The sequence below is a fragment of the Paenibacillus lactis genome, assembly GCF_017873605.1.
In the GTDB taxonomy this organism is placed as follows: Bacteria; Bacillota; Bacilli; order Paenibacillales; family Paenibacillaceae; genus Paenibacillus_AQ; species Paenibacillus_AQ lactis.
In genome coordinates, this window is record NZ_JAGGKI010000014.1 from 47,874 (window position 1) to 71,640 (window position 23,767).

General features: G+C 51.8%; 15 protein-coding genes. 7 read left to right on the forward strand and 8 right to left on the reverse strand.

Annotated features, from left to right (window positions below):
- Positions 1 to 32: 32 nt before the first annotated feature.
- The gene (locus tag J2Z18_RS22270) at positions 33 to 1,334 is read left to right on the forward strand and encodes a phytoene desaturase family protein (RefSeq protein WP_144870934.1); all 1,302 of its coding nucleotides are present in this window, start codon (positions 33 to 35) and stop codon (positions 1,332 to 1,334) included.
- Positions 1,312 to 2,196 (forward strand): RNA polymerase sigma factor SigJ, encoded by an 885-nt coding sequence (sigJ, locus tag J2Z18_RS22275; RefSeq protein WP_210095357.1) that lies wholly within the window; start codon positions 1,312 to 1,314, stop codon positions 2,194 to 2,196. Before J2Z18_RS22270 ends, sigJ begins: the two co-directional genes overlap by 23 nt.
- Before the next feature lie 183 nt (positions 2,197 to 2,379).
- On the opposite strand, the gene J2Z18_RS22280 is transcribed toward sigJ, so the two are convergent.
- Positions 2,380 to 3,966 (reverse strand): glycoside hydrolase family 30 protein, encoded by a 1,587-nt coding sequence (locus J2Z18_RS22280; RefSeq protein WP_245256134.1) that lies wholly within the window; start codon positions 3,964 to 3,966, stop codon positions 2,380 to 2,382.
- A 90-nt stretch (positions 3,967 to 4,056) separates the two neighbouring features.
- Complete coding sequence (locus J2Z18_RS22285; RefSeq protein ID WP_210095358.1) at positions 4,057 to 6,738, reverse strand: glycoside hydrolase family 3 protein; 2,682 nt, start codon at positions 6,736 to 6,738, stop codon at positions 4,057 to 4,059.
- Between the two features lie 807 nt (positions 6,739 to 7,545).
- On the opposite strand from J2Z18_RS22285, the gene J2Z18_RS22290 reads away from it, so the two are divergent.
- Both J2Z18_RS22290 and J2Z18_RS22295 read left to right on the forward strand, forming a co-directional pair.
- A complete protein-coding gene (locus J2Z18_RS22290) occupies positions 7,546 to 10,899 on the forward strand; it encodes an S-layer homology domain-containing protein (protein WP_210095359.1) in 3,354 nt (1,117 codons plus the stop codon).
- Between the two features lie 171 nt (positions 10,900 to 11,070).
- Entirely contained in the window at positions 11,071 to 13,161 is a 2,091-nt protein-coding gene (locus J2Z18_RS22295) for a bacterio-opsin activator (RefSeq protein WP_210095360.1), read from the forward strand.
- Between the two features lie 264 nt (positions 13,162 to 13,425).
- Here the strand turns inward: J2Z18_RS22295 and J2Z18_RS22300 are convergent, their stop codons facing one another.
- Entirely contained in the window at positions 13,426 to 13,983 is a 558-nt protein-coding gene (locus J2Z18_RS22300; protein WP_210095361.1) for a hypothetical protein, read from the reverse strand.
- A 182-nt stretch (positions 13,984 to 14,165) separates the two neighbouring features.
- On the opposite strand from J2Z18_RS22300, the gene J2Z18_RS22305 reads away from it, so the two are divergent.
- The 3 genes from J2Z18_RS22305 (at position 14,166) to J2Z18_RS22315 (ending at position 17,159) form a co-directional block, all read left to right on the forward strand.
- The gene (locus J2Z18_RS22305) at positions 14,166 to 14,759 is read left to right on the forward strand and encodes a TetR/AcrR family transcriptional regulator (RefSeq protein WP_210095362.1); all 594 of its coding nucleotides are present in this window, start codon (positions 14,166 to 14,168) and stop codon (positions 14,757 to 14,759) included.
- A 262-nt stretch (positions 14,760 to 15,021) separates the two neighbouring features.
- Positions 15,022 to 16,143 (forward strand): beta-ketoacyl-ACP synthase III, encoded by a 1,122-nt coding sequence (locus J2Z18_RS22310; RefSeq protein ID WP_007131167.1) that lies wholly within the window; start codon positions 15,022 to 15,024, stop codon positions 16,141 to 16,143.
- A gap of 158 nt (positions 16,144 to 16,301) precedes the next feature.
- Positions 16,302 to 17,159 (forward strand): hypothetical protein, encoded by an 858-nt coding sequence (locus J2Z18_RS22315; RefSeq protein ID WP_210095363.1) that lies wholly within the window; start codon positions 16,302 to 16,304, stop codon positions 17,157 to 17,159.
- Positions 17,160 to 17,210: 51 nt separating this feature from the next.
- Here the strand turns inward: J2Z18_RS22315 and J2Z18_RS22320 are convergent, their stop codons facing one another.
- From J2Z18_RS22320 to J2Z18_RS22340, 5 genes are all read right to left on the reverse strand, one after another.
- Positions 17,211 to 17,999, reverse strand: a complete 789-nt coding sequence (locus J2Z18_RS22320) for a response regulator transcription factor (RefSeq protein ID WP_210095364.1) — start codon at positions 17,997 to 17,999, stop codon at positions 17,211 to 17,213.
- Positions 17,992 to 19,692, reverse strand: a complete 1,701-nt coding sequence (locus J2Z18_RS22325) for a sensor histidine kinase (protein WP_210095365.1) — start codon at positions 19,690 to 19,692, stop codon at positions 17,992 to 17,994. Before J2Z18_RS22325 ends, J2Z18_RS22320 begins: the two co-directional genes overlap by 8 nt.
- Before the next feature lie 134 nt (positions 19,693 to 19,826).
- A complete protein-coding gene (locus J2Z18_RS22330; protein ID WP_210095366.1) occupies positions 19,827 to 21,482 on the reverse strand; it encodes an ABC transporter permease in 1,656 nt (551 codons plus the stop codon).
- Complete coding sequence (locus J2Z18_RS22335; RefSeq protein ID WP_210095367.1) at positions 21,479 to 22,591, reverse strand: ABC transporter ATP-binding protein; 1,113 nt, start codon at positions 22,589 to 22,591, stop codon at positions 21,479 to 21,481. Before J2Z18_RS22335 ends, J2Z18_RS22330 begins: the two co-directional genes overlap by 4 nt.
- Before the next feature lie 22 nt (positions 22,592 to 22,613).
- Complete coding sequence (locus J2Z18_RS22340; RefSeq protein WP_077569570.1) at positions 22,614 to 23,636, reverse strand: ABC transporter substrate-binding protein; 1,023 nt, start codon at positions 23,634 to 23,636, stop codon at positions 22,614 to 22,616.
- Between the last annotated feature and the right edge of the window lie 131 nt (positions 23,637 to 23,767).

The window sequence follows — 23,767 nt, forward strand, 5'->3', positions numbered from 1 at the left end:
ATACAGGTAAAAATCGAAGGGAATGATGAACGATGCAACAGTATGATGTGGTCGTTGTTGGCGGAGGGATTGCCGGGTTGACCGCTGCAATTTATGCAGCGAAAGCAGGGAAGCAAACGCTCATCATTGAGAAACAGGAACGATTAGGCGGCCGGGCCATGTCCATGAAGAAAAAAGGGGCTTACTTCAATCTGGGCGGGCATGCCTTGTATAAGGGAGATGCTTACGCAACTTTCATGGATTTGGGAATTCACGTTCAGGGAGCGGAGCCCTCGATTGAAGGTTATGGGGTGTGGAAGGGGAAATTGAGCATTTTGCCCACGGATATGAAATCTTTATTCACGACCCCGCTCTTGTCTTGGAAAGGGAAGCTGGAGCTTGCTGCCTGGCTGGGGAAACTCGGCAAAATGGATACCCATCCCTATGATCGCATCAGTATTCGCGAATGGGTCGAATCGAATTTGCGGGATCCGATGGTGCGTAATATTTTCTATTCCTTGCTGCGAACCGCAAGTTATGTGGTGGGGCCGGATTTGCCTGCAGCGGGTCCTGCATTGAAGCAGCTTCAAAGTGCCCTTAAAGGTGTGTTGTATCTGGACCGAGGCTGGGGCGAATTGGTCGAAGCGTTAAGAAGAAAGGCATCCGATCTCGGCGTGCGGTTTGTAACGAACAGCCTGGTTACGTCCATCGATGTCCAGGATGGCAGCGTGCGTCACGTGCTGTGCAAGGATGGAGCGAAGATCGGCGCACACCATGTCGTTCTCGCCACACCGCCTTCGATTGCCCATCAGCTGGTGCCTTTTTCAGAAAAAACCGCCCTTCATACCTGGAAAGAACAAGCGATCGAAATCACGGCAGCCTGCCTGGATGTTGCATTGAGACGTCTACCGAAACCCAAACAACAATTTGTATACGGCATCGATCAAACCGTCTTTCTTTCCAATCAATCCCGTGCCGCTTATCTAAGCGACGACGGTGCGCAAGTCATATCCGTTCTGAAATACCAAGGGAAAGAGACCGACCCGAATAAGGATTTGCGCGAGCTTGAGGGGATGCTGGATTTGGTGCAGCCGGGGTGGCGGGAAGAGCTGATTGTCAAACAATACCTGCCGAAAATGACGGTTTCTCATGATTTTATGCATGTGAACGGACGTGTTAATCCCGGACCGGCCGTTCCCGAAATTAGCGGTTTATATGTAGCAGGAGATTGGGCGTCACATGGTGAACTATTGGTGGATGCCGCGACGGCAAGTGCCAAAAGAGCGGTGCAACACATCCTCTCCCTTGAACGGAAGGAAAGGACTGACCTTTATGAGCATCGAGGAATTGTATAAGCTTTATAAAGCTCCGCTGTTTTCTTTAGCCTATCGAATGCTCGGAAGCGTCATGGATGCGGAGGATATCGTACAAGAGGCCTTCCTGAGTTATGAAAGGCTTCAGGATGCGGATGCCATTCGAAATGAACGGGCGTATTTATACAAAATCGTGACGAATCGGTGTCTGGACCTTTTACGCTCATCCGTCAAAAAAAGGGAGTTGTACGTCGGCCCCTGGCTCCCGGAGCCTCTCATTGAGAGGGGGGCTTCGGATGGAGCTTCGGTTGGCGATCCCTCCGACACGTATTTGCGCTCAGAGTCGATTTCCACGGCCTACCTATTGCTGTTGCAGCAGCTGAATGCGATGGAACGGGCGGTTTTTCTCCTGCGGGAGATTTTCCAGTATTCATTTGAAGAAATTGCCGATATGGTCGGGAAGAGCAACGCGAACTGCCGGCAAATTTTCCATCGCGCCAAGAAGAGCATCCATTTCGATCCGGACCAGCAACCGTCGGTATCGACGGCGGAGAAGCATATCAAGGATTTCGTGGCATCGCTATTGCAGGGAGATACGACTAGACTGCTAGAGCTGGTTAGCGAAGATGTGGTTTTCTACTCGGATGGCGGAGGCAAAGTCAAAGCGGCGCAAGTGCCTGTGGTTGGATTTGAGCTCGTGCTGAAATTCCATCAATTCCTGATCAAAACGTATGCAGGCCGATTTACGTACTCTTTCCTCATGGTGAACGGACTCCCGGGGATCCGATTCCTGCTGGATGAAACCGTTCAATACGTATATTCCTTCGCTTACCGCGATCAAAAAATTCAGACAATCTATACGGTTGCGAATCCGGATAAGTTAAGACATCTATCTCTAGGATGATTTCCGGTTTTTAATGCAGCTTATGTTTGGAAGGATTCCGCATGCAAAGTGCAGGAACTAACTTGAAGCAGAAATAACCGAGCGAAGAGCAGGGCCGGTCCCTGGGGTTCGCTCGGTTTTTTTTGTTTATAACAGGCTTCCTTGAAGTAATAATAGAAAGCCAAGAAAGCTAAACGTTTCCTTTTAGGAGCGGCTCCCGGAACCCGGCAGCCATTTAAAAGTGACGGCGCTTTGGGGAGGCAGGCTGTAAGAGAAAGCTTTACCGTTCCATTCCACGCTAAAGGGCAGCTCCTCGGCTCCTGGATTGGCGCCGATCAGGACAAGGGAGCCGTCGGGATTCTCATATGCCACGGTTTCTAATAAACCTTTGTAACGAGTAGATGCGATCCGGACAGCCCCGGGATCCACAAATTTGCTGGCATGCCCGAGAGCATAATATTCCACGTTTTTCTCCACGTCTCCCGTTGCAGGATTCACCGTAATCACACCTCGGCAGTCCTTGCAGCCTCCGTTGGTCGGCCCCCCGCTGGGGTCCAGCGCCAGGTTCCAGAAAAGAACCGTTTTGGCGGCATTTCGCGGTGCACCGACGATCAGGTGGTCCATTTGCCAGCTAAGGTTGTCGCCAAAGTCCGGGCTCCATTGTCCGCCGCTGCATTCTGTAAGGTATATATTTTTGTCCGGAAAATCATGGTGAACGGCCGACATGGCCTCCGCGGAGCCTTCATAACAATGGTACGCGGTTCCGTCGATATACGAAGCGGCTCCTGCGTCTCCAAGAACTTGTCGGGCGTACGCTTCCCCAAGTCCCCAATTATGGTCGAAAGCGATAATTTTAGTCCCGATCCCTTGCTTGGTAAAGGCGGGGCCGAGGTAATCCCGGATGAACCGTGCCTGCTCCTCGGCACCCATGCTCATGCTTGGATAGTCCGGCGACGTGAATGCCGGTTCGTTCTGAACCGTCAGGCCGTAAATCGGAATTCCCGATGCCTCATACGCCTGAATGTATTTCACGAAATAATCCGCATAAGCGGCATAAACCTTGGGATTGGTATAATCCAAATACCAGCCGTTGTATGTCTTCTCCCCATATTTCATCCACGGCGGGGCGGTCCAGGGGGTGCCCAGTATTTTGACCGCATGGTTTTTCTTCAGGATTTTTTGCAGCAGGGAGACCACATCCGCATCCTTAGCTATTGAAAAGTGCTCCATGCCGTAATCCATTCCCGATTCGATATCGTCATACGTATAGCTGCTCGGGCGGCCTTGTTCATCCACGGAAAAATCGGAAGCGCCGATCGTATGTCGGACAAAGCTGAGGCGGATGCCTTCTTCCGTAAACAAATCGCCCAGAAGGGAACTTCGCTGAGCTTCGGTCATGGTATGGTTGATCAGATACGCCGAAGAGCCGGTAATCGCTGCGCCAAAACCGTCCATGGTTTGATAACGGATTTCCGGATTCACCTTGATGTTGAGGGTTTCCTGGCTTGAAGCTTGATTCGTGAATGCGACGGGCTCCTTTTGGGTGAGCAGGTTGGTCTGATCGCCGGTCGTTAGCCATACCTCGGAAGAGATTTCGCCTTCTGTACCGGGTGGGATGGCTATAGAACAGATCAGCAGCAGGAGAACGAGCAGCAGCAGACTGAGCAGGAACCGTCTGCGCCGCTGTGTGCTTCCCGGTTTATTCGCCCGGCCGGATAGGAGCTTGGTCTCTGTTACGGCTTTGGCCGCGGTCTTGACTTCCAATACCGTCCTCTTCTCCGTTAGTTTCAAATTCCGCTCCTCCTTATCTCCTAACAAAAAGTCCTGGGGCGAAAACGCCCCAGGCTAAGAATTGATGAATAGAATGAATGAATCGTATGGTTATTTGCCGGAGCCTTTAACAGCGACGCTGCCTGTAAGGCGAATGTCGTCGGAGGCGCCGCCTACATAGATCGGCACTTGTCCGGAAGGCATAACCCAGGTCTTTTTATTTTCATCCCAATATGAGAAGGCCTTAGGATCAAGCTTAACCGTTACGCGCTGCTGTTTGCCCGGTTTAAGCTCGACTTTGGCAAAGCCGGCCAGCTGTTTGGACGGTGTTGCTACGCTGGTCGGAAGCTTGCCTGCATAGACTTGTACAACCTCCGCGCCCGTTACAGCTCCCGTATTCCGGAGGTTCAGCGAGACTTCAATCGTGGAGTCCTGCCCATTCCCTTTAGCTTTCGTCTTCAGATTTCTATAGTCAAAGGTCGTGTAGGACAGGCCGTGACCAAACGCGAACGCTGGTTGGATGCCTTCTTTCTCATACCCCTTATATCCCACGAAAATGTCCTCAGAGTATTCCGCGTCTCCGTTTACTCCAGGGAATTGCTTTTCATCCGAAACCGGGGTGGAATGCTCGTCGACAGGAATCGTAATCGGCAGTTTACCGGATGGATTCACGTCGCCAAACAGCACGCTGGCGATGGCGTCACCCTGCTCCTGCCCGGCATACCAGGCTTGCACGATGGATTTAACGTCATCTTGCCAGCCGTTCATTTGCACGGCTCTGCCGCTCATTTGAACCACGATCGTATTCGGATTAGCTGCAGCCACCTTCTTGATCAATTGCTCCTGGTTATTCGGAAGATCCAGGTCGGAACGGTCGATGTACCCTTCGCTTTCATAGGTACGCGTCACCACGACGGCAACGTCGGATTTACCCGCAAGATCAACAGCCTTCTGCATCTTCGAATCGGTTACCTCTTCCGGTGCTTCCCAGCCGAAGCGGACCAGTCCGCCAAAATCGCTGTCGCCGTCCGTCCAATCCGTGCGGTATTCAATGCGCACGTCGTGGCTTTCGCCGGCTTTTAGCTGCAGCGTCGCTTTCTCGGTAGCCACCTTCTCACCTTTATTATCGATCAGAAGCTTGCCGTCGAAATACAGCTTGCTGGAGCCGAAGCTCGAGAGCGACAGGGTGTATTCGCCGTCCTGTGGGGCTGCAATCGCGCCGGTCCAGCGTGCCGACATTCTGCCGTTCAAATCGCCAGGGACGGGAGTCAGCTTGGAGGACTGTCCGTTTAATCCGTCATAATTATAAAAACCAAGGTTCATATTCACTTGGCCATCCGTGCGTACCACGGAAGGTTGACCTTCGAGATTCGTGTTATTGAAATATTCCGCGCGAAGTCCATGCTCGCCTTGAATTACATTACCGTTCTCATCAACGGGGCTTAGCATCGAAGATGGAATGGCCGATGGTCCATTCATAATATCCGCGGTGGAAATCGGATCGGTACCGGCTGCATATTTCACTTCAACGCCCTTTCCGGCACGTTTGCGGATGGCCTCCAGCGGGCTTACCGTATAAGTCGGCTTCACAAGCGAGCTGCCGCCAACCGTTGCATAGTTGTCCGCATCCGGACCGATAACGGCGATCGATTTCAGGCTGTCTGCTTTCAGCGGCAGAGCATTATCTTTGTTTTGCAGAAGCACCATGCTCTCTTCGGCAATCTGCTGTGCTTTCGCTCCATGCTCGGCTGCCGGAATCTGTTTATTTACCGCCGGATGATCAAACAGCCCCTTGTCAAACATCTGATACAGAATATTGCTTACCATCTCGTCAATGACGTCCTCAGAGACTTCGCCGTTTTGGACGGCGTTCATGAGCTTAGAGCCCCAAAATCCGTAAGGGTCCCCGGGGGTTTCCAAGTCAAGACCCGCGTTGGCCGAAGGAGCCGTGCTCAGGTTGGCGCCGTAGTCGCTCATGACGAAACCATTGAAGTTCAACTGGTCTCGGAGCATCGTAGTCAAGACCTCTTTATTTTCGCAGGCCGGCGTGCCGTTGATCTCATTGAAGGAGCACATGGCCGAGCCCAGGCTGGCTTTCTCGATGGCTGCGGCGAATGGACGCAGGTATACTTCCTGCATCGCGCGTTCACTAGCGATCGAGTTCACCGTGAAACGGTCGGTTTCCTGGTTGTTCAACAGAAAATGCTTGGCTGTCGCGATAACCGGATATTTTTGCACCGCATTGACATAAGCAACGCCCATCTTCGACTGCAGCAAAGGATCTTCCCCCATGGATTCGAAATTCCGGGAGCCCCAAGGCAGACGGGCAATATCGAATCCAGGACCGAGCAGGACGTTATGGGTGGTGTTAAAGGATTCATTGCCCACCAGGTCTCCGTACTCCGAAGCGGTTGTCGTGTTCCAGGTTGCGGCCAGCGCAATCGGAGTAGGGAGAGCCGTCGATTGTTTATCCTGAATTTCCGGATTGGCGACCCGCACGCCGGTCGGCCCGTCGGCCATCGTTAACGCGGGAATGCCAAGCCGCTCAATAGGAGCGTTATAAAACCCGTAATTGTTATTGACGTTCCCGGTAACAAAATCAATTTTCTCGGATAGCGTCATGGCGTCAAGCAATAGCTCCGTGCGTTTCTCGGCGGATTGAGATGTGTTCATCCACGGACGCGCTCCTCCATCATTCGATTCTGCGTTTGCAATCTGCAGCGGAGCGGCAGCGATGGCTCCAATAACGGTAAGTGCAACAAGTTTAGAGAATAATCGTGATCTTAACTTCAATGGTATAAGCTCCTCCTTATTTTTGGCTTTTGCCCCTTCACGCATTTCTATGGCATGCGCCGTACTATGTACCGGTACATCTCGTGATCGTTTTGATTTCAAGCGATCATAGGGGTCTAAATGGGTGTTCCCCTTATCCGCCCAGTCACCTGAAAATATATTTTCCCATAGGAATAGTTGGAAAATAGGGAATAGCCTGCAGCCTTCCTCCCTGTTAATGATGGTGGCCGCAGCATGCTGCATAATCTAAGGTGCTGGTACTTCGCCCCGTCAACTTGTTGGGGTTTGCAGGATAGAAGAACTGGCAAGACTGGGTGTCCATCCGATGTGCCGCGGCATCCCTCCTTGGTAAATCGGTTGATCTCCCGGCAATTAGACTAACGCACTTTTAGAGAAAGTGCATCACCCATTTCCTGGATGCCGCTGTTTTGAAAATGACAAGAGTGTCACAAAATTAGGTCTAAAGATTACAAAAACGTCATTAATTAGGCCCCGTTCCTCTTGATTTCGCCTCATGCGCTTTATTTTTGCAAACCGAATATCAGCCTCTTGTCTTAGAAAAATAGGACTGATGAATTTCAGAAAATGACATATATATTTCAGAAAATGGAAGCGGAACGCAGGGTCGGCCTCTGGGATTGGCTCGGTTTTCGTTTATAACAGCCCTCCTTGAACTTGAAACAAAAATGAGACAGTTCTTGATCGACAATTGGTTTACACTGATTGAAGATGTTGAATCTATCAGATCACGGAGTATATCTACGACTCATCGCTTGACTTCGCTGATGTAAAAGGAGAAACGGGTTTATGAAAAAAATGTCCATCATGCTGGCGGTACTGCTCATTTTTTCGGCGGTGCTTGCTCCCTTGGCTTCCGCTGCGTCTGGGGTTCGGGCCGGAAACGCCTCGATTCCGTCCGAAGCGGACGGTTGGGTGTGGGTCGGGACCGCAGAGGAACTGGCCTATATCGATCGGAATCAAGCGTCCTATCTGGATCGGAATATCCGATTGACCGGCGACATCGATATGACCGGATACGATTGGGTGCCCTTAGCCGATGAAGCGACCGTCTTCAGCGGCATTTTCGACGGAAGGGGACACCGGATCAAAGGCCTCACCATTGCTGGAGGAGCTCTGCAGTTTACCGGCTTCTTTGGCCGTGTTTCGGGTACGATCCGTAATCTGGACGTTACGGTTCAAGTGAACGGTGGCAGCTATGCCGGCGGATTGGTGGGTCATCTGATCGGCGGCAGCATCATCAACTCGCATTCGCAGGGCACGGTTACGGCCGGAGATACGGGTTACGTGAGCGCAGCAGGCGGGTTGGCCGGGGCGGCCAATGGCGATTCGAGCATTCTCCGCTCATCTTCATCCGCTGCCGTGAAGAGCGGAGATACCCCCAATCAGTATGCCGGAGGGTTGGTCGGATCTCAGGGAGCGGGCGCGATCAACGACTCGTATGCCACCGGAACGGTAACGAATTCGGGGGGAGGTTACTATTATTTTGGGGGCGGTTTAGCCGGACAACTGATATACGGAACCATTGCCAACAGCTATTCTTCGGCTGCCGTCATGCAATCCGGAAGCGCTATCTATTACGCCGTGGGCGGTTTTATCGGAACCATGGCGGTTGCCACGATCAATGCCTCGTATTATGATATCGAGGCATCGTCCTTAACCACTGGCGTGGGGAGTGGGGATATCATAGGCTCGCCTCATCTCACGGGCCTTACGACCAATGACATGAAGGCAGCCTCCAACTATCATGGCTGGGATTTCACCGATCTTTGGGCCATTGATGCTGGCGTCAATGGCGGCTATCCTTATTTACGCCCCGGCATCTTGACGACCGATCTTCCGCGGGCAATCAAGGACGCCCCCTATTCGATTGCGATGGACGCTTTCGATGGTTCAAGGGGCGGGCTGACATGGAATGCCTACGGACTTCCGGATGGCCTATCGATGACAGCCTATGGCATGATCGAAGGCAGTCCTAAGGAGAGCGGCACATTCACGGTTGCGGTTTCGGCAACCGATGCGGGCCGAAGCACCGTCAGCACGGTGTTGACCCTGCACGTGGATGAATCTGCTCCGGACATCGACGGATTTGTCGTTAGTCCAGGCAGCGCGAACGGGTCGACAAGCGTGACGGCGGTCCCGAGCGATCCCGGCCACATGTTTGCATATCTGCTCGGGCCAGATGCCGGTGTGCGTCCCCTAAGGGGGGCTGCGCTGCATGGCGAAGCGGTCCTATACTCGCTAGGCACGGATATTTTGCATCCGATTCCGGGTCAATATCTTCAGGTATTTGAGGTGGATGAACAGAAGTCCATCGAGGCATGGAGCAGCGTCCAGGTAGAAGCAGCTCACATTCAAGACCAGGTCCGCGTTACGGGAGTGACGCTGGATCAGACGGAGCTAACCCTTGCGGTAGGAGGGGCTTCGCAGAAGCTGACAGCCGTCCTTACGCCGGTGAATGCGACGAACCCGGCGGTCGCCTGGGCCTCCAGCGACCCAGCCGTTGCGGCGGTGAGCCAGAGCGGCGAGGTGACGCCGATGGCTGAAGGTACGGCGGTCATTACGGTGACAACGGCCGATGGCGGGTACACGGCTTCCGCTAAGGTTATGGTGCAGTCAGCGCCTGTGGCAACAGGGACGGTCATCGGCTCGGTATATGGCATTGGTAATACGCCGCTGACTGGTGCATCGGTATCGGCCGGCGGCGTAACGGACGTCACCTACGCTAATGGGGATTTTGCGCTAACGAACGTGACCGCAGGCATCCATACGCTTACGGTGACGGCAGAGGGTTATGGCAGCCATACGACAACCGTGAATGTCTTAGCGGGAGAGACGGCGGATGTAGGACGCATCGATCTGAGCGCTGCCAATCCCCCTGTACTGGAGACCCCTGAACCCGTTGAATCCCCATCCTATGGCTGGGTTTCTGTTCCCGCTCCTGCCCCTACGGCGGATCCAAGGATGACCGTGACGATCAACGGTCAACACGTTCGGGTGACCATCAAGAAAGAGCAGGAGCAGGACGGACGCACCGTTCTACGGCTTATCCCGGGCGCCGAGCTGGTACGGTCGTGGGCTGCCGGCGGGGATGAAATCGTCATCGACATCGACAATGAAGAGCCGGTGGTGAAGGTGGATCTTCCGGCGGAAGCGCTGCAGGAACTCCTTGCGGCGAGGCCGAACGCCGCCATTCGGATTGGGGTGAACGGCGCAAGCTACAGCGTTCCGCTGCACGTTCTAAGCGACCTTCGGAATCGAGCGGCTGTAACGATCGCCATTGCGAAAATGACGAAGTCTGCAAACCGCGCGCTGGAGGAAGAGCTGGCCCGCCAAGGGTACGTCATGCTGGCGGAACCGACGAGCTTTGACTTGTACGGCGATGGTGATGAGAGACTTGAAGCCGAGGGCACGTACATGGAGCGGACATTCTCAATGAACGCTGTGGCTGATCCTGATCGTTCCACGGTCATCCGGGTGGATGATGCTGGGAAGCTGCACTATGTCCCGTCCGTTTTCGAAAGGGAGACGGCGACTTTGTACAGCGCGCATAACGGCGTATACACTGCGGTACGCTCTAACCGAACCTTCGAGGATATGCGGGGACATTGGGCGCAAGACGATATCGAGCGGATGGAGAACAAGCTGATCGTGAACGGATCGGCTGACGGCAGGTTTGACCCCAACCGTACGGTGACCCGTGCCGAGTTCGTAGCGATGCTCGCTCGTGCGCTCGAACTGGCCGATAAGCCGCAGCGAGCTTCTTACTCTGATGTTGCACCGAACGAAGCGTGGTACGCGGGTGTGGTTGGAGCGGCTTCCGCGGCCGGCCTGATTGAAGGCTATGCCGACGGTTCGTTCCGTCCGGACGCTGGGGTCACGCGAGAGCAGGCGGCGGTTATGCTGGGCAGAGCTGTCCGGTACGCAGGAGAGCTTCCGCAGCAGGACGCCTCCGTGTTAGAACGTTTCTCGGATCATGCCGAGGTATCCGGCTGGGCCAAGGGACCGGCTGCCGAGCTGCTGGCCGCGGGCTTGATCGAAGGCATCGGGAATGCAGCGTTCGCTCCGCAGGCATTTGCAACGCGGGCCCAAAGCGCCGCTCTCTTACACCGGATGCTCCACTACTTGAATTTCATCAACTAATCGCAGCCGCATGGCACGCGTACATTCCGCCAGGAATGTGCGCGTTTTTTTGCGTTTCTTCCTTGATCATGCCTGTCCGCAGTCTCGAAACATAGTATAGTATACAAATAGAAGGTTGGTTGGTTAGCGGATTTCGGCTTGCGGGAAGCGGATGGGGTGAGGATATAACGAATGGAGAACATGGCAAGGCATCGCATCATCGGTTTTGATCGGGAAATGATGAGCTTCACGGATTGGCTGACGGACGCCCAGGCGAAGACATCCATCTTTTCGATATCAGGGATCGGGGGCATTGGCAAAACAACGCTGCTGCTTCAAATGGCTCGCACGGCAAGGCAGTTTTCCGTACGTTCTCTTTGGCTGGACGGACGAGGCGGCTTAACGACATTGGGTTCTTTTTTGGCGAGCCTGGAGATGAGTCTGGCAACCGAATACGGTAGAACCCGGGATCGGGATGCGGCGCTGCTGTCTTACATCGCTTCGGAGTTGTCGCTGGTGCCTACCGTCTTGCTCATAGACAACTGTGAGGAGATTGAAAGGCTGGAAGGCTGGCTGTTTTCGAGCTTCCTTCCGGAATTGAAGTCTGCCCGCGTGTTGTTCGTATGTGCCTCGCGCAATGGACTGCCGCTCCAGTGGCAGACGAATCCGGAATGGAAGTCCCGACTACGAAGATTCCCTTTGCGGCTGTTTACGCGAGAAGAGGTCTACGATTATTTAGGTAGCAGCGGCTTGCCTGTGGAATTGCAAAGGGAGATTGCCCAGAAGACGGACGGCCACCCGTTGTCGCTCGCCTTGACCGTGGATATGCTGTTTTCCGAATCTGCGGAAGAGCGGGATGTATGGCGGGAAGTTCCGGCAGTTTTGAGCGCCGAATTTTTGCGGGAAGCAGCCTCCCCCAACCTCTACCGCGCGCTGACGGCCTTGTCGCTCCTGCCGGCAGCCGATGAGGCGCTGCTGAACCGTTTGTTGGACAAGCCCTTGGAAGGGGCGGACTACTACCAGCTGACGGCCCTTTCATTTGTTCGGGATACGATGGATGGAATATCGCTGCACCAGGTCGTCGCTCGAATCCTACGGGAGGATTTCGCGCGCAGAACCCCCGAGCAATTCGAAGCGGTTCGCCATCGAGCGTTCGTCCTGCTGGCGGAGCGGTTCCATTCGGTCGATCACCGGATGCAGATGCGCCTGAGCGCCCATATCTTGGAGCTGTACCGCGAATTTTTGCCCTCTGCCCATGCTTATGCCAATTTCTCTTCAAGCCTGAAGCCCGGCGAGCAGAAGCCGTTCCAGCTGGAGGATCTGCCGGATTTGCAACGCTTTATGAAGGCGTCGATTCTCGGTTCCGACTGGCAGTCCGAGCTGGTCGAACCCGCCGATTACCCGGCTTTGCTGGACGGGATTGCCGCTCGATTTCCCGAGGGGATCTTTGTTGTGCGGGACGAGAAGGGGAGACCGCTGGCGTTCTGCGCAGGTCTGTGGCTGCACGCCTTGAGCATGCCCTTGCTGGAACGATACGCGCCTGGATGCAGACAGATGCTGGGCGAAGAAGCTTTTTCGCTGCATGAGCTTCCTCTGGAGGCGGCCGATACGATATTCGTCCTGTTGTCCGCAGTCAATTCCGAGCATTCCTTATATCGCCCCGAAGAGCTGGGGGCCTTGCTGATGCAGCAGTGGCTGGTCCATATGACTAGGGGGCTGCGGGGGATCCTGGCGGCAGCGGATCCGCAGTTGAATGCCTTATTATCGGTACTAGGCTTTCAAGCGTGCGGGAAAGTGACGGGATTCGCGGGCATCGAGTTGACGACATGGGAGCTTGATTTTCGGCAATCGGCCTTTGATCAGTGGATTCAGCGGATCATTCGGCAAACAGAGACAGCAGCAGCTCAACCAGCGCTTCCAAGGGAGAACGATCATCGTCTATCCATTGAAAGAAATGAAATGAAGCAAATGCTGGAACGGCTGTTTGAGCTAGACAAGCTGGAAGAACTCCCTGTCATGCGGCGTTTCTGTTGGAGCGGGATGCAGGTGAGGGCAACCATTCAGGAGATTCTGGCCGACACTCATCAGGCGGGGCCGCTGACGGCAATGGAGAAGGAAATCTTAATCGCGGGTTATCTGCGCAAGGACCGGAATAAAAGCGAGCTCGCAGCATCCTTTCATATGAGCAGGGCGACCTTTTACCGACATATGCGTTTGGCCGAACAGCATCTGGCTTATGTGCTTGGCGATAGGCTGAGGCAGGCGGAAGGGGATTCGTTATGAACGAAAAAAGAAGTAACCCGCTACAGGTTGATCGGCCTGAATGAGACGGGTTACTGTCTTGTGAAACACGGAGTGGGGCAATCCCACTGCAAATGCTGTATAGGGGAGCAGTCCTGGCTGACTGCTCCTTATTCTAATTTATCATAGCATTTCCCGAGTTATACACCTTCTTAAGTTGAAAAACTTCATCAAGATAAAGCAGGATGTGTGGGGCTACCGTTTTTTTTGCCCCTTCTCAAGTACTCCAATTCCATCCTCCACCCTTCACCGGCAGGGTTTCCCCCTCCCATAATGATCGACAGCGAAGCCGAACAATACCTTTATCACGAACAACATACCAATGATCAGCATATAAGGCGTGATTCCCGGCAGCATGGGCATGCAGCCCAGGCCGGCGGCCATCATCAAGCTCGCTGCGAATAATTGCGTGTGCTTCCCGATTAAGGCATTCACGATCAATGCTCCGATCACCGTATAAGCCCATATTCCCAGGGCATAGCCCGTGTCGGTATTCAATAGAAAAGCGATCAGGACGATATGGACATGGATCGCAATAAATACGATTCGATTGGCAGGCCGCGCTGCATAGAAGTTACTGGTGGAAGCCGTAAAATTCGCAATGCAGCCGGCAAACACGTCGAAGATCAACAATAAGGCCAGGGTGCTGCGCCATGCCGGCAAATGCCCGGTCATTTCCGGGAATCGGTAATATAACGCAGCCGTCAGGATGCCCCCAAACAGCAGGATTGTCAGAATGGCTCCTACGGACTGCTTTTCTCCAAATACATCGTGCAAATAAGAAGGCATTCGCAGCTGTTTCATTTCGCTTCACTCCCATCATGATTGGAACATCCCATACACTTATTTTAAAAGTTATGTAGTAAATTTGGTGTTCCACTCTAAAACAATTATATCGACTTGAATCCGATGGTTCAATATGTTTTGTAGTGTCTTTATTGAATCAGTCTAAAACTTTGATTAAACTACATATGAGGTGAAGGCTGATGAACGGCTACGAACGACGGAAGCAGAAGAAGATGGAGCAAATTTTCGAATCAGCGATTGAATTATTTTTCAAACACGGCTTTCAGAAGGTCAACGTTAATGAAATCGCGCAGAAAGCAAAGGTCTCTCCTGCAACGATATATAATTACTTCGGTACGAAAGAGCAGCTTTATGCCGATTCTCTGGTCCATTGGATGGACAAGCAGCTCGAGCAGTATGAGGCTATTCTGGATTCCGCGCGGACTTTTCCGGAGAAGACGAAGGAAATCATGCTGCTGGAGGCGCGTAATCTGAACATTTTAGGCGAGGAATTTCCGAAAGTCCCATCCTCCGAATTAAGTGGGCTGATGGACATGATGGACCGCTACAGCGAGGAGAAAATCGTCGGCTTTTTCAAAAGGTTTATCGCGCTAGGCAAGCAGGAGGGATATATTCGGGAGGATCGATCAGAAGAGATGCTGGTGCGTTACTTCACGATGTTCCAGAATGAACTGCGTCGGCACTGGGAGTCAGCGAATCAAGAGCGGATGACCTGGCGCATGGATCAATGGATGGAATTGTTTTTCTACGGGGCAGCTGGACTGGAAAACTAACATAAAAGGGCTCATTCTAACTTGACCATGAGTTAGAAATGAGCCTTTTGCACGTTAAAGTCCTCTGCCCTTTACCGAGCCGATTCTTTGAAAGTGCCTCTCTCGGGCTCTTTGCGATGATACCTGAATCTATCTATGGATATTGATGGTCATCACAGGTTGCCAAAGGCCGCTAGATTATTCTTTTAATTTAGTCATATCTTGCATTCATAGAAATATAATATACCAATATTAACCAAATTCTATATTTGCGAGGTGTGCTATGAATTCCGTTTATATCACAAGTGTGGGAAAATTTCTCCCTGGTTCTCCGGTTAGTAACGAAGAGATGGAAGATTATCTTGGCAAGATTGGAGGGAAATCTTCCAAAACCAAAAGGCTCATTCTGGAGAAGAATCAAATTCGGTCCCGCTATTACGCCATAGATAAAGAGCAGAAGAGCTTATACACGAACGCTGAGATGGCTTCTTTAGCTATTCGGGATGCCTTGGAGCGAAACGGCAGCGTAACCGACCAAGATATCGATTTTCTAGCGACGGGCACGACAAGAGCAGATTTGCTCCTGCCAGGATTTGCGAGCATGGTGCATGCAGAGACGGGCTTGCCCCCTATGGAAATTGCGTCTCATTCCGGATTATGCGCCAGCGGAATGCATGCACTCAAGAATGCGTATGTACATATCAAAGCTGGGGAGCACCGGGCGGCCATCGCCTGTTCCAGCGAGTTTTTGAGCCGCGAATTCAAACATACGAAATTTGAAGCGCAGGGGATTTATAGCAATAGCCGGGTGCCTTTTGACACGGATTTCTTACGTTTTATGCTTTCAGATGGGGCAGGAGCAGCTGTATTGCAAAATGAGCCCTCCCCCAATGGACCGTCGCTGCGTATTGAATGGATCGATAACCAATCCTATGCGAACCAGTATGAGGTGTGTATGTATTCAGGCATGAGTAAGGAGAGTGGAATCCGTTCCTGGCTGGATTATCCATCCATTCATGAAGCAGCCGATCAAGGAGCTCTGAATTTGAAGCAGGATGTAAGGCTTGTCAATGAAATAACAAAGGTAGGCACCAATCGAATACTAGAGCTCGTGGAGGAAGGAAGGATTCATCCCGAGAGAATAGACTGGATGGTGTGCCACTATTCATCGCATTTTTTCAGGGACGAAGTCTTCCGGCTGCTGGACCTTGGCGGGGTGAGGATTCCGGAAGAGAAATGGTTTACGAATTTATATACAAAAGGGAACACAGGCGCAGCATCGATCTATATTATGCTGGAGGAGCTGATGAATGAAGGACATCTCACTGAAGGAGAGCAGGTGCTCTGCATCGTTCCCGAAAGCGGTAGATTCCAAATCTCGATTATGCTGCTTAGCGTAGTGTAAGCATAGAAGACGCCATCGTCGGACGGCGTCTTTTCTTTCCATCATATAAACAGCCATCATCCTGCGACGCATAAGAAGATTCTTTAATCATTTATAGAGGAATAACCCCCATATAATCGAATAACTCTAGAAACTAAAACGAAGAGAGGGATACTCTGATGAACATGCAGACACTAGCAGAGAAACTGAGTGCCGGCGCGTTTGATGATATTCTAAAACGTGACTTTTCGCGGGACATGATTTCTGAATTAGAACAGATGAACGCGGTCCAATTGGAAAATAAATTGAAGGACACATTAGCAGTACCGATCGACATATCCAAGCCGAGGGTATTTGAATACCTTCAATTGTATTATTCAGCATCTTGGCACAATCTCTTCATGGAGCTGAATATGCCCCGTACATTAAGTCTTTTGGAGGTTGGTTCTGGTGATATTGTTTACATTCCAAAAGCTTTAGACGCTTATTCCAACAACATGGGCACCTATGTGACTGCCAATCTCAACAGGGAGCTGACCCGAAGCTTTCAGGACAAAACGAAAGGGATGGCAATCAACGTACAGGTGATTGAGGACGATGCCGCAAATATCGGTTTATATTATCCAGCGTCTTCTTTTGACGTTGTCGCTTTCCATCACGCAATTAACGATATCATCCAGACCATTATCGCCGACCGTGAGGGCATTGATACGGTAAATCATGATTGGTGGACCATCGAACCTCTAATGCTGCAAGCTGTCATGGATTATCACCGAAAAGGCATGTTGAAGGATGCAGCATACGATGCGTTTATACAAATCATGGACACAAGCCGCAAGCAGTTAAAAAGCGGAGGATACATGATCTTCGATAACATTACGTATGCCGGATATGATGAGGTAGGTTATTCCTCCGAATTTCACAGCAGCTATATAGAGCTCGCAAGAAGCTGGATTAGCGAAGCAAACCTAGGTCTGGAAGAGATCGAAATCGATTCGTATGATAACCAATGGTGGATGGTATTGAGAAAAGTGTGATTCGATTATCCAGGGGGAACCACTCGCCGCGCCACAAGGCATTCTCTCATCCTACGATTGCTTCTTCTCGAAATACTCCTGGTACTGGCTCGGCGTGACGTGGGCGTACTTTTTGAAGATGCTGATAAAATATTTGTAGTCGCTAAATCCGATATCCTGCGCGATGGTGTATACTTTGTTATCGCCCGACTTCAGTAAATCGATCGATTTCTGAATGCGATAGCGATTGAGAAAATCATTGAAGGTATAGCTTGTCTCGGCCTTGAATTTCTGGTTCAGGTAGTAGGCGCTTAAGTCGAGCTCTTCCACGAGATCGTGAATGCTGATTTTCTTGGCATAGTTCTCTTGGACATAGGCGATCATCTTGGACACATACTTCGAGGTTTTGGTTTCCTTCTCCAGAAATTTGCTGCTAAGAATCTCTTCCTTTTCCTGCGGATGCTTCGAGATCACTTCATATTTGCGGAGCAGGTCCACTTTAGACTTGGCCGATTCCAGGGCTTCAACCAGCTGCTCGTCCTCGAGCGGCTTCACGAGAAACTCGGTCACGCCTAATTGGAGTGCCTGCTTCGCAAGATGGAATTCATTATAGCCGGAGATAATGACGCTGCTGAAGGTATGCCGCTTGAGGCCTTCGCGAATCATCGAGATCCCGTCCATGATCGGCATGGTAATGTCGGTGATGACGATATCCGGCTTCAGCTCACAGATCTTCTCGTAGCCATCCTGTCCGTTCAATCCTTCTTCCATGACGATGCAATCGTATTGAACCCAGTCGATGCTGAACCGTATCCCCCTGCGAATCATATCCTCATCTTCGACCAGCAGAACTTTAAACATGATATCCACTCCATTCGTAAGGAATCGTAAGTGCGACACAGGTGCCTGTTCCTTCCGCGCTGTCAATATGGATGCCGGATTCCTCGCCATAAAGAAGCACTAAACGGCGATGAACGTTGTACAGCCCGATATGCTGCGTCGTATTCGTCTGACTCTGCAGAATGTGGTTCACTTCCTGCAGCCTCTGCGCACTCATGCCTTGTCCGTTGTCGCGCACCTCCAATATGAGCTTGCCGGTGGAGGTGTAAATGTTAATTTCGATCAGCACCTCGCTCTGATTCTCATAGCCATATTTGATAGCGTTTTCGATTATCGGCTGCAGCAGCAGCTTGGGGACGTATACATCCAGGGTTTCCTCCGCGACGTTAACCCGATATTCCAGCCGGTCGTTGAACCGGATTTGCTGCAGCTTCAGGTAATCGCGCACATAGCTCATGTCATTCTTCAGCTGGACGCTGCGGTCAGGCCCGATGCTGTACCTTAGCAGCCGGGATAGAATCAGCACGATTTCCTGGGCTTGATTCGCGTCGATCTTAATGGCATAGCGCAGAGTTTCCAGAACATTGAAAATAAAATGCGGATGGAACTGCGATTGCAGCTGCTTCACCTCGATAATCGTGCGGAGCTCCGACAGCTCTTTATTTTTCTCGATCAACTCTTTCAACCGATCCAGCATTACATTGTACTCATTACCGAGAATTTGAAACTCGTCGTTCGTCTGAATGTCGACATAGCCATTGAAATTACCTTCGCGCAGCTGTTCCAAGGCATGGATTAATTTATCGATCGATTCGGAGTTGCGCGCCGACATTTTATTCGCCAGAAACTCGATCAACACCCACAACAGCAGGCCGGCAGCAAGGACAAAAAACGATACCGTAAAGTAGGTATATTGCTCCGATTTGTAGGAATTCAGCGTAACGACTTGAATCGGCGTACCGGGGATTCGCTTGGCATACATGTAGTATTTGCCTTCGTTCAGCAGTACGCGTCCCTTGTTATCGAGCTTGGGGCTGAATTTATTCAAGCCGCCTTTGGTCACATTGCTCGTCGTGGCTATGATGGTGTTATGCTCATCGGTGATCATGGCAATCTCATTATTTTGCTTGAAAATCACCTTCTGCATATCGGCTTCGTACAGCTGATAAATGATATAGCCGATCGTCTCGTTGTCCTTCACGATGGCTTGGCCAAACGTATAGCTCGTATCGCGGTCATGCGAATAACGGAAGCTGTTCATTTCCGATAGCGTGTCGCCGGGGCGCTGATCGATCCGGTGAATCAGGTTGCCGAAGGCGAAATTGGAATACAGCACGTCGGGCGGGGCGGAGCTTGCCAGAAAGACCCCGTTGGTATTGACGATATGAAAAATGCTCTTGACCTTCTGCCGATTGTTGAAATCATAGAACTCGGAATATACCTGCTCGCTGCCCAGATGGGAGCTTACATAATTGATCACGGTAGGAGAGGCGGCCATCCGCTGAATCTCCTCCTCGTACTGCCGGTATACGTCCGATATGGTCTGGCTGATGGACTGGGCGGCTTCGGTCGTTTTTTGGGTCAGGTTCATTCTGCCATTCACGATCGTAAACGCCAGGAACAATACGATTAAGATGGAGAACGGGATCATCGCATAGATGCGAAATAAATGACGGGTTGATTCCTTGAAGTTACGATAACGGATATGCTTCATGCTGCCCTCCACCTGCGGTTAGCTGTCAAACCTATTATACTGACTCGGAGCAACCGCAGATAATCCAAATACATCCAAGCCGCTCCCTTCAGACTGCAGGTGCCGACTTGGATGTATTCTGTGTTCTAATGGTTTTACATGGAAACTTCCTTCTGTCCGGAGAGCTTCAGGAAGACGAGCAGGGATACCACCGTAATGACGGTCAGAATCGTGGACAGCGCTGCCGCCACCCCGTAGTTCCCGCGGACGACCTCGGTATAGATGGCCACCGTTACGGTCTTGGTCTTGCCTGTATACAGAATGATGGACGTGCTTAACTCCGTAATGATGGTAATCCAGCTCAGGATCGCGCCGGACACAACGCCGGCCAGCATCATCGGTAGCGTAATCTTGAAGAACGTCTTCATCTGGGAAGCTCCCAGACTGATGGCTGCTTCCTCGATCCCGTCGTTAATCTGATGCAGGATCGCAGCGCTGGATCGGATCGTATACGGCAGGCGCCGGATGACAAAGGAGATGATCATAATGACGGCCGTTCCGCTCAAAGCGAGCGGCTTATTGTTGAACGTGATCAGCAGCGCGATCCCGAGAATGGAGCCGGGAACGATATACGGGAACATCGTGAAGATGTCCAGCGTGTTGGTTAGCGCATTCTTTCTACGAACGGTTACGTAGGCGATCAGAATCGCCAGCAGGATGATGACGATCAGCGACACGATGGCCAGGAAGAACGTGTTCAGAATGACGCCGCCAATATTACTGAAGGCATCCTGGTAGCTTCGGAGCGAGAACCCTTTAACGAACACTCTGCCGTTGGATTTCAGGAACGAAGTATAGATGACATAGAGCTGCGGCAGCAGTGCGATTAACGTGTACAGATAGATAACGGCATGGGCCGCGATATTGCCGAATCCCTTCTTCTTCTTGGCTTCGATCGGATGCAGTGCGCTCATCGTAAAGGACTTGCGATTGGCTACGAATTTTTGCAGCAGGAAGATCGTAGTGGCGAACAGAACGACGATGACGCTGATCGCTGCCGCAAAGCCGTCGTCGCCGCCGACCTCGCTGATGAACTCGTTAAAGATCAGCACGGGCACGGTCTTGTAGCCCTCGCCGATCAGCATCGGCGTACCGAAGTCGGCAAGCGCGCGCATGAAGACGAGCAGACCCCCGGCCAGCAAGGTTGGGGTAATGAGCGGGAGGAGCACTTTGCGCATTTTGCTTAAGCCCTTATAGCCCATGCTTTCCGCAGCTTCCATCAGCGATTGGTCCATATTCTTCAGGGCGCCCGATACATACATGAAGATCAGCGGGACCATCTGCAAGGTCAAGACCACCAAAATTCCCGTAAACCCGTAGATATCCGGCATTTGGATTCCGAATGTGCTGCTCACGAATTTGGTAATGACGCCGCTTCTTCCCAGCAGCAGGATCCAGGAGTAGGCTCCGATGAAGGGGGCCGACATTGACGAGATCAGAATTAACACCCGAATGGCCGAGCTGCCTTTAATCTTCACCGTTGCCATGATGTAGGCCAGCGGCGTTGCGATAATCGCGGCAAGCAGGGTTACGCTGACGGTGACTTTGACGCTGTTGAACAGGGCATTTAAATAGTAGGGCTTGCTGAAAAATTTCGTGAAATAAGCCAGCGAGAAATCACCGGTCGTACCGTTGTACACACTTTTAAACAGCATCGTAAACAAAGGCAGGGCCAGAAACAGGATGTAGAACACAAAGATCAGTAACGAAATGTTGGTCCAGACATCAAATCGTTTGCGCGTGTCTCTCATAGCCGGGCGCCCCTTGTATAGTTCAGGTCTCCTGCCGCATCATAGACATTAATCTTCTCTTTCTTTACCTTGAGATAGATGACTTGACCAGGCTCGAGGATCTGTGACGCTTTCGATTCCTGGGTGATTTCCACGCGTTGACCGGACGCCAAGTCCACAAAATAATGGGTGTTCTGCCCCAGAAATACGCTGTGTACGATCGTTGCTTTCATGCCGGTCTGATCCTCGGTCAGAATGAACTCTTCCGGCCGAACCGAGATTTGAACATTTAGCGTATTAGCTGCGGCATCGGCCCTCGGAACCTCGATGTTAGACAGCTCTTCCGCATAGCCGGAGCCGAGCTGCAAGGCATAGCTGCCGCCTGCCGCTTTCGTTATACTTCCCGCCAGAATGTTGGTGCGGCCGATAAAGGTCGCAACGAATACGTTCGCTGGACGCTGATAAATCTCCTGAGGCGTTCCGAGATGCTGAATGACGCCGGATTTCATGACCGCAATGCGGTCGGATACCGCCATGGCTTCCTCCTGATCATGCGTAACGTAGACGGTGGTGATTCCGACTTCTCTTTGAATGTCTTTAATTGCGTTACGCATGTCGACGCGAAGCTTGGCGTCGAGGTTGGAGAGAGGTTCGTCCATCAGCAGGACATCCGGCCGGATCACAATCGCTCTTGCTAGCGCTACGCGCTGCTGCTGACCGCCCGACAGGTTCTTCGGCATGCGGTCCTTATAGGGCTCGATCTGAACGACCTTCAAGATGTCGTCGACCTTGGCGTTAATCTCCGCCTTGGATAATTTCCGATTCTCCAGTCCGAACGCAATGTTACCTTTGACGGTCAGGTGGGGGAAGATCGCATAGCTTTGGAAAACCATCCCGATATTCCGCTTGCCCGGCTCCACCTGGTTAATAACGCGCTCGTTAAAGTGAATGGTTCCGCCTTCAATGCTGTTAAAGCCGGCGATCATGCGCAGCAGCGTCGTCTTGCCGCATCCCGAAGGCCCGAGCAGGGTGAAGAATTCACCCTGCTTGATCTCCAGGGACAGCTCGGGAATGACGGTCGTGTCGCCGTATTTTTTAACTAAATCTTGAATGGTTATGGTCACGCTCATGGTTGTCACCTGATTCTATAATTTATTTAACGCTAGTGAACAAATCGACATAGCGCTCAACGATTTCGGATTTATGCTCACTTACATAGTCTGTGTCTTCCTCAATCATGTAGATCTCCTCATAAGGCTTCATATGGTCGCCGAGCTTCGTATCTTGGCGAAGCGGACGGTTCGTTAATTGGGTGCCGAATGCATCTTGTGCTTCTTTAGAGAGAATGAAGTCGATGAACTTCTTGGCATTGTCCATATGCGGAGCGTCTTTGACAATCGCCGAGCCCGCGTCGAGGAACACCGCGCCTTCTTTCGGATACACGATTTCGACCGGAGCCCCGTTCTTCACATAGGTGCTGGAAGGGTCTTCGTAAGTCAGGCCGACGACATATTCACCGTCTGCCACGCTTTTGTGCACCGCGCCGGAGCCGCTGGCGATTTTGCCGTCGAGGTTCTCGATCAGCTGGGCTACATAGCTCCAGCCTTGCTCGCTCTCATAATCGCCGCCCATCGCCTTCAGCATATTGGTTAGCTGGGCGAAAGCGGAGCTGGAGCTTGCCGGGTCGGCGGAAGCGATCTTCCCTTTGAGCTGCGGGTTCAGCAAATCCGCATAGCCTTCGATTTTGATGTCGCCGATGAGGTTTTTGTTGACGAGCAGCACGCTGCCATCCGAGATATAAGGAGTGGCGAAGCCTGTTTTATTGCGGTGGCCTTCGATCAAATTTTTGTCTTCGGGAGAGACGTAAGGCTCCCACAGCGCGGCATTTTCACGGAAGCCGGCCATCGAACCGCCGAACATCACATCAGCGTAAGGGTTTTGTTTTTCCGACTGTAAGCGTTTAATAATTTCGCCCGTACCGGCCGTGACAAGCTCAACCGTAATCCCGGTTTCCTTCTCGAACATCGGAATGATCGTTTTGATGATCTCCTCGCTATTCGGGCTGTAGATGACGAGCTTATTCGACGAACCGGAGTCGGACTCGCCGCTGGCGCAACCGCTTAGCGCTCCTATAATGAGCACGCAGGTTAATAGTAAAATCGACAGCTTTTTCATGATTGATCCCCCTTGAACATAGTTCATTTCGTAATTACATGTTCATTGTAGCAGGGGTGATAGCGTTTACATAATCCCATAATCCGCAAACATCGTCTAAAATACGCAACCTATTTTGGAGTGGAGAGGAA